This is a genomic window from Hymenobacter nivis (genome assembly GCF_006439025.1).
Taxonomy (GTDB): domain Bacteria; phylum Bacteroidota; class Bacteroidia; order Cytophagales; family Hymenobacteraceae; genus Hymenobacter; species Hymenobacter nivis_A.
The window spans coordinates 1-13262 of the sequence record NZ_RCYZ01000013.1 but is presented as its reverse complement, the minus strand read 5'-3'; the positions used below and the strand labels follow the sequence as shown (position 1 = coordinate 13262).

General features: G+C 56.8%; 13 protein-coding genes and 1 pseudogene. 8 read left to right on the top strand and 6 right to left on the bottom strand.

The annotated features are described in order from the left end of the window. Positions 1-84: 84 nt before the first annotated feature. Entirely contained in the window at positions 85-768 is a 684-nt protein-coding gene (locus EAH73_RS21325; protein ID WP_140469461.1) for a recombinase family protein, read from the bottom strand. A 128-nt stretch (positions 769-896) separates the two neighbouring features. Between EAH73_RS21325 and EAH73_RS21320 the strand changes: the two genes are divergently transcribed. After that, a complete protein-coding gene (locus tag EAH73_RS21320) occupies positions 897-1571 on the top strand; it encodes a recombinase family protein (RefSeq protein WP_140469460.1) in 675 nt (224 codons plus the stop codon). 109 nt (positions 1572-1680) lie between these two features. On the opposite strand, the pseudogene EAH73_RS21315 reads toward EAH73_RS21320, so the two are convergent. From EAH73_RS21315 to EAH73_RS21295, 5 genes and pseudogenes are all read right to left on the bottom strand, one after another. Next, positions 1681-2754: pseudogene (locus EAH73_RS21315) on the bottom strand (IS3 family transposase). 636 nt (positions 2755-3390) lie between these two features. Then, on the bottom strand, positions 3391-3699 hold the full coding sequence (locus tag EAH73_RS21310) for a helix-turn-helix domain-containing protein (RefSeq protein ID WP_161599636.1): 309 nt from the start codon (positions 3697-3699) through the stop codon (positions 3391-3393). Between the two features lie 87 nt (positions 3700-3786). Beyond that, entirely contained in the window at positions 3787-4350 is a 564-nt protein-coding gene (locus EAH73_RS21305; protein ID WP_140469458.1) for a GNAT family N-acetyltransferase, read from the bottom strand. A gap of 19 nt (positions 4351-4369) precedes the next feature. Beyond that, positions 4370-4549 carry a DUF1778 domain-containing protein gene (locus tag EAH73_RS21300; RefSeq protein WP_140469457.1) on the bottom strand — a complete coding sequence of 60 codons (180 nt, stop codon included), beginning with the start codon at positions 4547-4549 and terminating at the stop codon, positions 4370-4372. Positions 4550-4951: 402 nt separating this feature from the next. Further along, complete coding sequence (locus EAH73_RS21295) at positions 4952-7174, bottom strand: AAA family ATPase (RefSeq protein ID WP_140469456.1); 2223 nt, start codon at positions 7172-7174, stop codon at positions 4952-4954. A 504-nt stretch (positions 7175-7678) separates the two neighbouring features. On the opposite strand from EAH73_RS21295, the gene EAH73_RS21290 reads away from it, so the two are divergent. The 7 genes from EAH73_RS21290 to EAH73_RS21260 all read left to right on the top strand — a co-directional run bounded on the left by EAH73_RS21290 (position 7679) and on the right by EAH73_RS21260 (position 13079). After that, the gene (locus tag EAH73_RS21290) at positions 7679-8731 is read left to right on the top strand and encodes a sensor histidine kinase (RefSeq protein WP_140469455.1); all 1053 of its coding nucleotides are present in this window, start codon (positions 7679-7681) and stop codon (positions 8729-8731) included. A gap of 99 nt (positions 8732-8830) precedes the next feature. Then, positions 8831-9277: a hypothetical protein gene (locus tag EAH73_RS21285; protein ID WP_140469454.1), complete on the top strand. Its 447-nt coding sequence runs from the start codon at positions 8831-8833 to the stop codon at positions 9275-9277. A 108-nt stretch (positions 9278-9385) separates the two neighbouring features. Then, complete coding sequence (locus tag EAH73_RS21280; RefSeq protein WP_140469453.1) at positions 9386-9790, top strand: hypothetical protein; 405 nt, start codon at positions 9386-9388, stop codon at positions 9788-9790. Positions 9791-9865: 75 nt separating this feature from the next. After that, positions 9866-10654 (top strand): LytR/AlgR family response regulator transcription factor, encoded by a 789-nt coding sequence (locus tag EAH73_RS21275; protein WP_140469452.1) that lies wholly within the window; start codon positions 9866-9868, stop codon positions 10652-10654. 126 nt (positions 10655-10780) lie between these two features. Next, positions 10781-10963 (top strand): hypothetical protein, encoded by a 183-nt coding sequence (locus tag EAH73_RS21270; RefSeq protein ID WP_140469451.1) that lies wholly within the window; start codon positions 10781-10783, stop codon positions 10961-10963. A gap of 9 nt (positions 10964-10972) precedes the next feature. Then, complete coding sequence (locus EAH73_RS21265; RefSeq protein WP_140469450.1) at positions 10973-11938, top strand: alpha/beta hydrolase; 966 nt, start codon at positions 10973-10975, stop codon at positions 11936-11938. Positions 11939-11966: 28 nt separating this feature from the next. Then, positions 11967-13079: a catalase family protein gene (locus EAH73_RS21260; RefSeq protein WP_140469449.1), complete on the top strand. Its 1113-nt coding sequence runs from the start codon at positions 11967-11969 to the stop codon at positions 13077-13079. The last annotated feature ends 183 nt before the right edge of the window (positions 13080-13262 follow it).

Here is a 13262-nt window from a genome sequence, read left to right as displayed (position 1 = left end):
GTAGGGAGAAGCTAACGCATCGCTACCTATTTTTGCTTTCGAGTACCAGTCCAACAAGCCTTAGCTGCTTCTATTATATAGAGCTCACTCGGCGGCTGTGGGCTTACTCACTAGCCGAAGCCGTTCGTGTAAGCGCTGGACCTGCTTCTGGTTAAAGGCCCCCCCGCGCGGGGCGGTAAAGCCAAGGGCATTCAACTCCCCCGCCAGCTGGCGAAAGCTCACCCCCTGCGCCCGGCGTGAGCTGATAAAAGCCGCCGTTTGCCGCAGGCCCGGGTGCTGTAGCAGGTGGGCGCGCCGCACGAGCAGGCTCTGTTCCCGGGCCGCCGCCGTGAGGTTGGCCGGCGTACCTAGTTGAGCACCCCGTGCCTTCTTGGCCGCGAGCGCATCCTTGGTCCGTTTGGAAATCGTCTCGCGCTCGTGCTGGGCAAGTACGGCGAAGAGGCCCACGGTAAGGGTATTGGCATCGGGCATGTCGCAGCACACGAAATCTACCCCCGCGTCGCGCAGCGTCAGAATGAAACTCGCATTCCTACTCAGTCGGTCGAGCTTGGCAATCAGGAGCACCCCACCCGCGGCGCGGGCCGCGGCCATCGCGGCGAGCAGTTGGGGCCGCTGATTCTTCTTGCCACTTTCCACTTCAACATACTCGCCCCGCGGCTGGCCCCCTTTGAGGAAGCTGACCACCGCGGCCTGCTGCGCTTCGAGGCCGAGACCGGAGGCCCCTTGCTTTTGGGTGGAGACGCGGTAGTAGGCATAATAGGCGGGCATAAGCGAACGACTTCCTCATCAGGGGTGATTTTAGGTAAAGATAGGGGGTATAGTCATTTGTTAAACGTCCGTTTAATAAACGTTATAAACGCCACTATAAAGGTTACTTTTGTACCAATGCCCGTTTTATGCTGCCCACGACTACTTTCTACGTCCCCTATTATCGGGTGAGCACCGCCCGCCAAGGCCAGTCCGGCCTTGGGCTCGAAGCCCAGCGGGCGGCGGTAGCATCCTTCGCTGCGGACCCGGCCCAGCTGCTGGGGGAGTTTGTGGAGATTGAATCGGGCAAGAAGAATCAGCGACCCCAACTGCTAGCGGCTATCGCGGCGGCTCGGGCGGCGGGGGCGACGTTGTTGATTGCCAAGCTGGATAGGTTGAGCCGGAACGCGGGCTTCATCTTTGAGCTGCGCGATTCAGGCGTGGCCTTTGTTTGCTGCGATATGCCCGACGCGAATACTTTAACAGTAGGGCTGTTTGCAGTGATTGCTCAGCACGAGCGGGAGATGATTTCCAAACGAACCAAAGACGCGCTCACCGCGAAGAAGGCGCGCGGTGCCGTACTGGGCACGCCGGCTAATATGACCCCGGCAGCCATCGCGAAAAGCCTAAATATTCGGCAGGAGAATGCCCGTACCAATCAGCAAAACCAGCAAGCAACCAGACTTGCGGGGCTACTGCATGCACAGGGATATAAGTTGCAGCAGATTGCCCAGGAACTCAATGACGGGGGTTACCGCACTCGGCGGGGGCAGCTATTCCTAGCTATGTCGGTGCAACGGTTGCTGAAGAGGCAAATACAATAACAAGAGGGGTTCTAAAGCAACTTAACCTCTACTCACTACTGCCATATCATACAGGGAAGCATACAGTTGTGTACGCTTCCCCGTTTGATAAGCCAGTGGTAGGCAGAGGTTAAGCCGCTTGTTTAAATTCGAGTGGAGTCATGAAATTCAAGGCCTGGTGGGGCCGTTGCGTGTTGTAGTCGAGCATCCAGTCGTCCACGAGTTGGCGCACGTGCGCCAGCGAGCGGAATAGGTGCGCATCAAATAATTCGCGGCGAAACGAGCCGTTGAAGCGTTCGATATAAGCGTTTTGCGTCGGCATGCCCGGCTGACTCCCGTGCAGGGTGATACCCTGCTTCTCACACCACTCGCTCAGACGAGCGCTGATGAATTCGGGTCCGTTGTCGGTGCGCAGCTGTGCGGGCCGGCCGTGGTACTCGACCAAGCGCGTCAGGGTTTGCACCACGCGGGCGGCAGGCAGGGAGAAATCGATTTCGACGCCCAGCAACTGGCGGTTGTAATCGTCGAGCACGTTCAGGGTCCGAAACCGTCACCCATCCGTCAGCACGTCACTCATAAAGTCGAGCGACCAGCATACGTTGGCCGCCACGGGTACGACCAACGGCTGCTTGACGCGGGCAGGTACGCGCTTTTTGAGGCGCCGAGGTAAGTTCAGGGCGCGCCCGATAAATGCGCAGCGTGCGTTTATGATTGATTAACAAGCCGTTTTTGCGTAAGCGGTGGTGCAGTTTCCAGAAGCCCCAGCCCGGATGCCGCCCCGTTAACGCCCGCAGGGCCGCCTGCACCGGCTCGTCATTGCGCCCTTGTCCTACCGGATGGTAGCTGCCACGGGAGAGCCCCACGAGTGCACACGCGCGCCGCTGGCTTCACCCTTTGCTTACGAAGCCCTGCGCTGCCTGGCGTCGCGCCGCAGGGCTGGCTACTTTTTTCGCAGCACCTCCTTGATAGCCTGATTTTCTAAGCTCAAGTCCGCGAACAGCTGCTTGAGCTTTCGATTCTCTTCTTCCAAGTGCTTGAGCCGGGTTAGCTCGGCCACGCTCGCGCCGGCATACTTGCTTTTCCAGGCGTAGAATGTCGCCTCGCTCAGGCCGTACTCACGCACAATCTGGGCTACGGTCTGGTCGCTAGCCTGCTGTTGCAGGATGGCCACAATGTGGGCTTCGCTAAATCGTCCTTTTTTCATGTTTCAGTTGTCAGGTAGTGAAAAATACGCTTTTCTCTACCTATAACTGGCTGCCGATTGGGGGAAGAGTACAGCCGGGCAACCCCTACGATAATGCCCAGGCCGAGGCCGGGTGGAGCACGCTCAAAACCGAACTACTGCCACATGGCGGCGCGTTTGCCAGTATCGAAGAGGCCCGATTGTAGCCTACTACCTCGACACCTACTTCAACCTCGACCGCCGCCACTCCGCGCTCGGCTACTGCTCGCCGCATCAATTCGAGCGCGACTTCCTAACCACCATATCTTAGCTCACTGTCCGTTTTCACTGGACCACCCCATATTATGGCTACGCATCTACACCTGTTGGATAGGCGGGTGGGGTGCAAGCGGCTGTGCCTGCTGCCGGACGCAGTACAAGTGCCAGCAGACGGCTAGCAGCGAAAGCGCCACCAAGGCAAAGGCCAAGCGGCGGGGCCAGCGGGTAAGGTAACGGTGGCGGCGGCGAGTGAGCATTGGGCAAAGAAAAGGCCCATACTTATATGTATTTAACATGAACACATATGTGTCCCGCTGCAAGCACAGTACTCTTGGATGAGATAGTTGCAGCAGCGGTACGTGCATCTACTGCTATGCTACGTAGGTAATGCCCGGGCTATTATCGCTTGCGCGCTGGCCGGCCTTTTGCCTTAGACGGGACTGGCCGGCTGCCCTCAAACATCTCCCCCAGGCCCTTGAGCACCCAGCGTACGTTCAGGTGCATGGCGTCGCAGGCGGCCACGAAGTTCTCCAGGTCGAGCCGCTGGGCCCCTAGCTCGAACTGCCCCACGGCCTGCGTGGAGATGCCCACAGCCTGGCCAACCGCGCCCTGAGAGAAGCCCGCCGCCTTGCGTCCTTCGCGGAAACGGAGGCGATAATCTTCCTGCAAGCGTTGCTTTACTTGAGAGCTGTCAGCTTGCTCAGCCATAAGAGGCATTGTATCTTTGAGATAGGGACACAATTACGACTATTTGCAGCGCCTGGGGCACTTGGATAAGCGGCAGGCGCGGGAATCTTAGTCGTGTAATAGCGAATGCGGCACCTCATCCCTTACTGTTTTCATTGGCACAAACATGCGCAAAGGCTTTGTGTTGCTTAGCGTTTTAGTGAATTCAAACTTCTCATAAAACGGAACCAAGTCTTCTCGTTTTGGATCAACCACAATAACAGCTGACGCCGAAAAGGCTGTTGCTTGATAAGCTCTGGTCAAGGCCGCGTAAACAAGCTTTTTGCCAAAGCCTTGATTTTCTCGGGCTAAAGAAACAGCCATTCTACCAAGTAATGTGGCTGCAACATCAGTGTGTTGACCACGGCGGAGTCCGCCGGTTGGCAGGTCGGATACTGGAATTGATAAGTTGCTAAGGGTGAAAAGTCCGATTATTTCGTTGGTGTTTTCATCAAGCATCACATGGGCCTTTGTTACGGCAAGACGCTGTTTGAGATCGAAGGTTAGCGTTCGGGGCTGCGAACCATTGCCGGAGAAATAGGCTGTCAGTTCAGCATCAGAACATACAAAAGCCGCTCGATCCATTGCTGGGTCGAGCGGCTTTACGGCAAGCTTGATTGGTTCTTCAGGCAACGTGTTGTGTGTTCGACTGCTACTTAAGCCAATCTGCTACCTCGCTCATGCCTTTACGCATTGCTTCGTTTGCTTTAGGAGGGTTCTCGCAGATGGCAATGAAGCGCTCCTCATCCTCTTTGGAAGTGAGAAAAGTGGTAGCAAATGTGCGTGGCGTAACGTCCATCGGCTTTTGAAAGCCAAAGGAAGCTATCTTCATAAAAAGCCTGAGGTCTAATGCGAAGGCGCGGACTGGCCCGGCTTCCCAACCACGAGTGGGGGCAGGATATAAGGCTGTATAAGTCATAGCGTTTTATTCATTTCCCGCAATTCTTAGCGGCATTGTAACAAATCTAACGGTTTCCCGAAACTCGCGGTTCTTGCACTGCAAGCATTACAAGTAGTGCAAGCAATCGCAATGGCAGTCATGGTCTTTACTAGTTATTTGCGCTACAGCAGAGTGGTTCTTATTTTTTCAAGCATTGCTTTATTATCAAAACCGAAGAGAAATAAAATAAATAAACAAATAAGTCCGCAAGAAATCTCCAACCCTAGCGCATGGTGTACTTTCATCTTATCGCCCAAGGTATCAAACTGTCCAGCATAATTCGACTACTTCGGTCTAATTGCTCCCTAGATGTGGGTTGTGCCCTACGATGAAGTCAAATACCCGCTTCGTTAGTACCTGAGCCTCTGGGCTGAGCATATCCCATGAGATTATCGCTTCCACCGCCGCCTCGGCGAATTGGCGTTTCTTGCCGCTATGAACGGTGCCACTCTGCCCAACAAATGACATCGGCAAGTTTGTAAGACTTTCATTCAGGTACTTAGCTAAGTAGCCTGCTATGTAATCTTCCTGCACTAGTAGGCTTATGTCGAACTTCTTCGTTTTGTATACTTTCTGTAAAGCTTCGACGATAACAGTTGGCGTAAGCAGATTCTCTATCTCTCGCACATTCAATACGACAAACTCAAACCCGTCGTGTTGCTGAGCTGTGAGGCCTGCTTGCCTCTCTTCTTTTTTAGCACCGGCATCTCTGTCCGCAATGAGCATGATGCGGTTAGAAATAGAGAGGGACCTGATTCGCTGTAAGATTTGCGTTGTGATAGTGCCACCATCGTTAACATCGCTGTCACTGGGGTGGGTATTGAACTCGTAGTGGGTGACATTAGAGCCAGCGTATTCTAGAAAGGAGTAGTGCATTCCTTCCAGCAACGAAACCGCCTGTTCTTTTTGACTTTCTCGGTATTCGAGGTAAACCTTTAGGTAAGCCCTTAGATAAAAGCGGTCAGTGATACCTTCTACCCAAATCGTACAGTTGGAGAGAAAGACAGAAGTGTTTTGAACCCCTAGCACATTTAGACTAGATAAGTCTTGAGGTTGAGTAAGTTGAATCTGATAAGTAGGGTTACCAGCCTTTTCAATCGTCTTGCGGAAGGTGAACAGGTTAATGCGTTTAGCCTCGTCAAGCGCAAAATCTAGGATATGATTGGAGTGAGTCGTCAAGAAAATCGTTAAGTCTTTGCCCTTGATAACTTCATGAGTGGCAACGGTCTTAATAAAAAGTCTCTGAAAGCCTGGATGCAAATGAATCTCCGGCTCCTCAATGAAAAACCAGTCACCTTCATTTGCTATAAAAAGCGGATATAGAAGTAAGATAAGTGCTTGAATGCCGTCACCCAAATCGTGAAGGTCATGCTCCGTTGACCCAACAGTGACCACGATGTTTCCCCCACGTGGGTCATCTATTCGCCGTGGCACTATTTCTACTGGCTCGCCATTGAAGAATGCTCCTGATAAGAAAGATGCAAAAAGCTGTAATTCTTTACGCTCGTCTTTGAGTGCCTTGTATTTCTTGTCAACGGCATTGTAGAGGTCAAAACCAGTGTTGATGTCTAGCTTAAATTCATTCAACTTGTAGTCTCTGATTGTTGTATGCTTCATCACGTCATTCAACGCATTTAGCCTATGTTCCTTATCATCAATAAGTGTTCGCGCCGTGCGTAACGTGGGCAGATAAGTCCTAGTAGGTGTCTTAGGCTGCTCCTCACTCAATAACTTCAATGTGTCGATAACTGGCTGACAAACATCTATAACACAACGCAATATAGCTGTCACCTCCTGAGAGAGGCCCTCCCTGTATTGCTTGGTGTTAAAGAGTGAGGACTGATTGTCTGCCTTGAAACCTATGCTGGCGTGCGAAGATGCAAAAACAGCAAATCCATTATGCGCTGAGTTCAAACCCAGGCTCCACTTTTTAAATTTAACTGTTCCTAACGCTTCGTAAATGTTCGCGGCTTTTTTAATATCATTTAAATATTTGTCCAGATTTTCTAACACCTGATTTACTGCTCCACTAGTTATAAATTTTAGCAGGTACTCAGTTTTAGCTATAGAATCCACAAGCTTGTCAAGCAGTTCGCTTAACTCCTTTATAGTATCTAGTGGGTCTAATATTACTCTGATGGAGCGATGCAGATTGTCAGAGCTTGTTAAGAAAAGGTCAAGTAAATCCAAGGTTTCTCTCGCACTAGATTGCACCGTGGCATCTATCGCATAAATTCTATTGGGCCCGGAAATCTGAATTGCGTTGTGAGCACCCTGCACTACCAGAGGCAGCAGCTCAATTTGATTAGTAAAGTCAAAGAGCCTTGTCGGGTTGCATCTCATAATGCTTCGCATGAATCGACTTTTGCCCGAGTTGTTCTCACCGAGGAAGATGTTGACTGGGGCTATACCACCGAAGTAGTGTGGTAGGAGAGCAGTTTTACCTAGCTTATAGGCAGTTAAGTCACTTTTCTGAGCGTCGTCTGGCGAAAGCTCAAATGACAGGAAGCGAGTCATCAGTTACTGGATGGGAGTGAGCCAGCAAGTTCGATATCATTCCATATCCCCTCCCTACTTTGCCTCCACAATGCTCCACCACGGCTCCCCTTTATTAGCCCAAGTCAGCTGTAAGCTTCCCTAGATACAGAACCAATTGTGAGTAGAGAAACGCATATTTTCACTACCTCACACTATTCCAATAAAGGGTCAGCCAGAAGCGTCCTAAAAAAAGTACCTCTGCGCGCTAGAAATCCCCTCGGTAAAACCATCCAATAGAGGCCTGTCTAAATATGCCGGGCAGAATCTTCAGTTCGGATGGTTCTACAGCCTGAATTAGGCAGTAGGACTCAGTATACCTTGTTCCCTACTTTTCGGGGCTCACAAGAGTAAGGTGCTCATTGGCTATCCGTGTTGCAGGTCACTCATTTTAGGGAAGACATATCAAAGGCCCTAGCAGCTGGTTGGCCACGCCAACTCTAAACTAGAAATTCTCGTTGAACCGGCCCTACCTAGTTTTCGCGCATGCTCCTTTTGCACCGCCTCACTTGGCTGCGCATCGCGGCCGCCTGGGGCTTCTTTACGCTCTTCATGCTGGTGCTCGTGTATGCGCAGGCCCTCGTGGGCACGGCGCCCTGGCACGGGCGGGCGCTGCTGCTAGCCCCCCTTATTTACGGCCTAACGGGGACCCTGCTTACGCCCTTTGTTTTTTGGCTGGCCCAGCGCTTCGACCTCACGGCGGGGCAGGCCCGCTGGCTGCCTTACTTGCTGTTGCACGCTGGAGCCAGCGTGGTGCTGACCATCGTGTACCGCGCCATTTTTTTGAGCACGCTTTTTCTGACAAGCGGCGGGCAGGGGCCCGTTTCCTGGGAGGCAGTTTTGGCGGGGGTTAATACCTGGGTACCCATCTACTGGCTGCTGCTGTGCGTGGTGTACGGCCTCGACTACCACGCCCGCTGGCAGCGCCGCAGCGTGGAGGCCAGCCGCTTGGCAGCGCAGCTCGCCCAAAGCCAGCTGCAAGTGCTGAAGCAGCAACTCAACCCCCATTTTCTCTTCAATACGCTCAACGGCATTGCCACCCTCATCGGCGACGAGCCCAAAGCCGCGCAGCGCATGACGGCCAAGCTGGGCGAGTTTTTGCGCCTGGTGCTCGACCATACCGATGCCCAGCAAGTGCCGCTGGCCCAGGAGCTGCACTTCATTCAACTGTACCTGGAGATGGAGCAGGTGCGCTTCGCCGGCCGTCTGGCCGTAACGGTGCAAGTGGCCCCGGCGGCCCGGCTGGCTGTGGTGCCCCACCTGCTGCTGCAGCCCTTGGTAGAAAACGCCGTGCGCCACGGGCTGAGCGCCGCCGGAGTGGGCAGCATTCACATTCAGGCCGACCGGCGGGGCGACCAGCTGCTGCTGGCCGTGCGCGACTCTGGGCCGGGTCCCGCTCCCGCTACCTCTCGCGGCGTGGGTCTGGCCAACACCGAACAGCGGCTGCAAATGCTCTATGGTGAGCACTACATACTAGCGCTGGACCCTGCCCCGGACCAAGGTACCGTGGTACGCCTCGAACTTCCCTTTCTTACCTGACCTACTGGTCCGCAGTACCGAACTGTTTGGGGCCGCGTTGGCCGAGCAGCATGTGGGCGGCGAGAAACCACACATCGGCGCCTTGCGTATGCGACCGCAATGTCCGAACAGCTTATTTTAGAAGAATCCTACGTCCGGGTGTGGGCCAACGGCGCCATTCCCTGCATCGTGGTGCAGCTGCGCGCTTTTGCCAACCGCACCCAATTTAAGGCGCTGATGAATGCGGGCTTGGCTTATTACAAAGCTCACAGCCAGCCCACCCGGCGCTGGGGCTGGATTGCCGATACCCGGCTCATGAGCGCCATTCCGCAGGAGGTGCAGCAGTGGCTAGCCGACGACTGGAACATGCAGGCCTACGCAGCCGGACTGCGTGAGATGAGCATCGTATCCGCGGCCAATATTCTGGGCCAGCTCGCCACCCAGCAGTACGCCGAAAAGGCCGTGGCCGCCTCCGGGCAAGCGGGCCTTCAACCCGTCTACTACGAGTCGCTGGAAGAAGCCCAGCACGCCGTAGCCCTGCGCTGCGCCGCGCTCAGCATAAAATAAACCAGTGTCTGCCCTGACTATAAGCGAACGCGCTGGCCCCTCTCCGCTCCATTTTGTGGGGTACCCCCGATACGTTTCAACCTGCTACCCCAGCCGCTTCCGCTGCTCATGCAAACCCTTTATAGTACGCCCTACCTGATTATTTACCTTCACCAGACCACGCACCAAACCCTGGAACTGCACTGGCTGAACTTTGTGCCGAGCGCCGACTTTCGCGCTGCCCTAGAAGAACTCATGCGCTTGGCCCGTCAGCACCAGGCAAAAGCGCTTATTGCCGACAACCGGCTGCTGCGCGCCCTGCGCCAGGCCGATTTGCAGTGGAGCGGCGAGCTTGTATTTAAGGGGCTGAGCGAGTTGGGTGGCCGCCGGTTTGCGGCCGTCGAGTCGCTGGACGCCATGAACCGCATGGGCATTACGGCGCTGGTAGCCACGGTTATTCCTAATACCCAGTTATCTAGTCAGTTTTTTGCCACCATTGAAGAGGCCCGGGCCTGGGCCACCGCTCCTTTTTAAGGGGCCCGCAGTGGCGGCCGCAGGCTAGCCAAGCGGTACGCCCGGCACCACTTACTCTGCTCCCCTCTATTACCCTTGGATTTCATTCGCACCCTTATCGTGGACGATGAGCCCCTGGCCCGCCGCCGCATCGGGCAGCTGCTGGCCGAGTGGCCCGACTTCCGCATCGAGGGCGAGTGCTGCAACGGCACGGAAGCCGTGGCCGCCCTGCGCGGCGACCGCGACCTGGACCTGGTGTTTCTGGATGTGCAAATGCCCGACTTCAGCGGCCTGGAAGTGCTCCAGCGGGTGCGCGACCTGCCGAGCCGGCCGCTGGTGGTGTTCGTGACGGCCTACGACCAGTACACGCTGCAAGCTTTTGAAAACCACGCCGTCGATTACCTACTCAAGCCCCTGGACCCGGACCGCTTCGCGCGTAGTCTCGCACACGTGCGCCGTCTCAGCAAGCGGCAGCCGGAGGGCGAGCGCCAACCGCGGCTAGCCGGCTTGCTGCAAACGCTGCCGCCCGCGCCCGCCGCGGCAGCGTTTCTGACCCAGCTGCTTATCAAGCAGCCGGGTCGCTTCTACTTCGTGCTCACCGAGCAGGTGCAGTACCTGGAAGCCGCCGCCAACTACGTGACCGTGCACGCGCAAGGGGCCGCGCACCCGCTGCGCACCACCCTGAGCCAGCTAGCGCGGCAGCTCGACCCGGCGCAGTTTCTGCGCATCCACCGCTCGCTCATCGTCAACACGCAGCACATCAAGGAGCTGCACCCCTGGGCGCATGGCGAGTTTTTGCTGACCCTACACGATGGCACGCACCTCAGCTCCTCGCGCAGCTACAACGAGGGCGTGCAGCAATTCCTCAAGCAATTCAGCGCCTGATAACCACTGGGCGAACCCGGGCGCGGGGCGCCGGCCGGCTCGTCCCCGCTAACGGCCGGCTCGTCCCTACTGGCTGGACAAATGCTGCGAGTCACCGTAGGAAATGCGTATTTCCTTTTCCATTCCATGAGTCACCTGTTCTCCCTCCCCACCAACCGGCTCGGCGTAGGCCGCCTACCGCGCTTTTTCGCGCTTGCCGCCCTGGCGGCTACGTTGGGCACCCCGCTAGCTTCGTGCAACAAAGACAACGACGCCTCGCCTAGCCAGGTGCAACCCACCACGGCCAAGCCCAGCTACGCGCCCAACTAAAACGACCAGATGTGGGCCGTGATTGAGCAGTTCATCGCCTTCAACGACCCGCAATTGCCGACCCTCTCGGCCCGCCAGGCCCGCATGACGCACAGCGTAACCAACGCCGTGAATGCGGTGCTGGCCAAAAACAACCGCAGCGCACCTGCGCCCGCCGTGACGGTGACGCAGCGCGTGCTGCCGGCCGCCTACACCAGTGGCTCGGCCCCCGACGGCGTGCCGGTGCGCGTGTACACGCCCACGGCGGCGGCCACGGGCACCCGCCCGGCCATCGTGTACTACCACGGCGGCGGCTGGGTCATCGGCTCGCTCGATGTGTACGAGCCCTCGGCCCAGGCCCTGGCTGAGCGCACGGGCGCCATCGTGTTTTCGGTGGATTACCGCTTGGCTTCGGAAACGATGAACAAGTTTCCGGCCGCCCACGAAGACGCCTACGCGGCCTATAAGTGGGTGCGCGACAACGCCGCCACGCTGGGCGTGAACGCCGCCAAAATCGCGGTGGCCGGCGAAAGCGCCGGGGGCAACATGGCCGCCGCCGTGTGCATTCTGGCCCGCGAGCGCGGCCTTACGCTGCCCGTGCACGAGCTGCTGGTGTACCCCGTGGCCGACAACAACCTGACCACGGCCTCCTACACGCAGTACGCCAACGCCGTGCCGCTAAATAAGGCCAACATCGTGTATTTCACCGGCTTGTACTTCAATAGCGCGGCCGACGGCGACAACCGCCTCCTATCGCTCGTGGACGTGGCTGACCTGCGGGGCCTACCCCCCACCACCATCATCGCCGCCGAAATCGACCCGCTCCAGACCGAGGGCACGTTGCTGCGCGACAAGCTCACGGCGGCCGGCGTCAGCGTGCAGTACCAGCTGTACGCGGGCACCACGCACGAGTTTTTTGGCACCTACGCCGTGGTGCCGCTGGCCAACGACGCCCAGGATTTTGCCGCCACGCGGCTCAAGGCTGCCTTCCAATAGTTGCCTGCTTCCTCCTAATTTCTTTTTTATGTCCCTGCCCACCTCCTACGTACGCTTTGCCGACGGCGTCGAAGAAATCCAGCCCAACGAAGACCAGCTCGGCGACGAAACCGTGGCCTCCATGGCCCGCGTCGCCCGCATGATGTTCGAGAAAAACCGCCACGCCATCCGCGATGCCCACGCCAAAAGCCACGGCATCCTACGCGGCGAGCTACAGCTATATCCCAACCTGCCCGAGCACCTGGCCCAGGGCGCGTTTAAGGAAACCAAAACGTTCCCGGTCATCATCCGCTTGTCCACGTCGCCGGGGGCTATTCAGCCCGATAGCGCGCCGGCTGTGAAAGGCTTTGCCCTGAAAATCATTGGGGTAGCGGGCAAGAAGTTTCTGGCCGAAGAAGCCGACGCCGTGACCCAGGACTTGCTGATGGTGAACGATACCATCATCCCGACCGGCGACGTGAAAAGTTACCACGACATGCAGCTGCGCATTGAGAAGCTCACCCACAGCCCCGAAATTCTGCAAACCGCCATCAACAAGGTAGGCGTGCTGGCCGACAAAGCCCTGGAGCTATTGGAAGATGTGGGCGGCCCTAAGAAGGAAGTAGATATGGTGGTGCAGGCCCACCCCAACCACCACATGCTGGGCGAAACCTACACCACGCTCGGCGCCGTCCGCTACGGCGATTACGTGGCCAAAATCAGCGTGGCCCCGCTCTCCGACAACCTCAAAGCCATTGCGGGTAAAGAGATGGACGTGAGCGAGCCCGGCGCCTACCGCGACATGGTCGTGGACCTCTTCAAAAACCAGGGCGCCGAGTACGAGCTGCGCGTGCAGCTCTGCACCGACCTGAAGACCATGCCCGTGGAAGACGCTAGCGTTGATTGGCCCCAGGACCAAAGCCCCTATCAGGTGCTCGGCAAAATTGTGCTGCCCGCCCAGGACGCCTACAGCCCCGCCCGCCGCGTGTATGCCGACGACGTACTGAGCTTCAACCCCTTCCACTGCCTGCCCGAGCACCTGCCGCTGGGCAGCATCAACCGGGTGCGCATCAAGGCCTACGAGTCGAGTGCCAAATACCGGCATATGATGAACGCTACGCCCCGCGTCGAGCCGACGGACATTAACCAAATGCCCGACTAATTGGCTGGCTAGGGGCGCGTGGGCCGGGCAGTTGCCTCGGGCCTCGCCCCTAACCTACCGCTAGGGTCTCCTAAGGGCTTTCCAGGAGCCTCTTTGCAGCTTTTTAGGCTGCAATCAATCCACCCTGCCACTGCCATTCGCGACGGCTCACCCGTTACTCATTATGTTTCAACCCATCTCGCG

Coding starts and splice junctions, on each gene's coding strand:
- EAH73_RS21320 (WP_140469460.1), top strand. CDS start 897: ATGCTGCCCACGACTACTTTCTACGTCCCCTATTATCGGGTGAGCACC.
- EAH73_RS21285 (WP_140469454.1), top strand. CDS start 8,831: ATGTCCGAACAGCTTATTTTAGAAGAATCCTACGTCCGGGTGTGGGCC.
- EAH73_RS21300 (WP_140469457.1), bottom strand. CDS start 4,549: ATGAAGATAGCTTCCTTTGGCTTTCAAAAGCCGATGGACGTTACGCCA.
- EAH73_RS21280 (WP_140469453.1), top strand. CDS start 9,386: ATGCAAACCCTTTATAGTACGCCCTACCTGATTATTTACCTTCACCAG.
- EAH73_RS21265 (WP_140469450.1), top strand. CDS start 10,973: ATGTGGGCCGTGATTGAGCAGTTCATCGCCTTCAACGACCCGCAATTG.
- EAH73_RS21325 (WP_140469461.1), bottom strand. CDS start 768: ATGCCCGCCTATTATGCCTACTACCGCGTCTCCACCCAAAAGCAAGGG.
- EAH73_RS21270 (WP_140469451.1), top strand. CDS start 10,781: ATGAGTCACCTGTTCTCCCTCCCCACCAACCGGCTCGGCGTAGGCCGC.
- EAH73_RS21310 (WP_161599636.1), bottom strand. CDS start 3,699: ATGGCTGAGCAAGCTGACAGCTCTCAAGTAAAGCAACGCTTGCAGGAA.
- EAH73_RS21260 (WP_140469449.1), top strand. CDS start 11,967: ATGTCCCTGCCCACCTCCTACGTACGCTTTGCCGACGGCGTCGAAGAA.
- EAH73_RS21295 (WP_140469456.1), bottom strand. CDS start 7,174: ATGACTCGCTTCCTGTCATTTGAGCTTTCGCCAGACGACGCTCAGAAA.
- EAH73_RS21290 (WP_140469455.1), top strand. CDS start 7,679: ATGCTCCTTTTGCACCGCCTCACTTGGCTGCGCATCGCGGCCGCCTGG.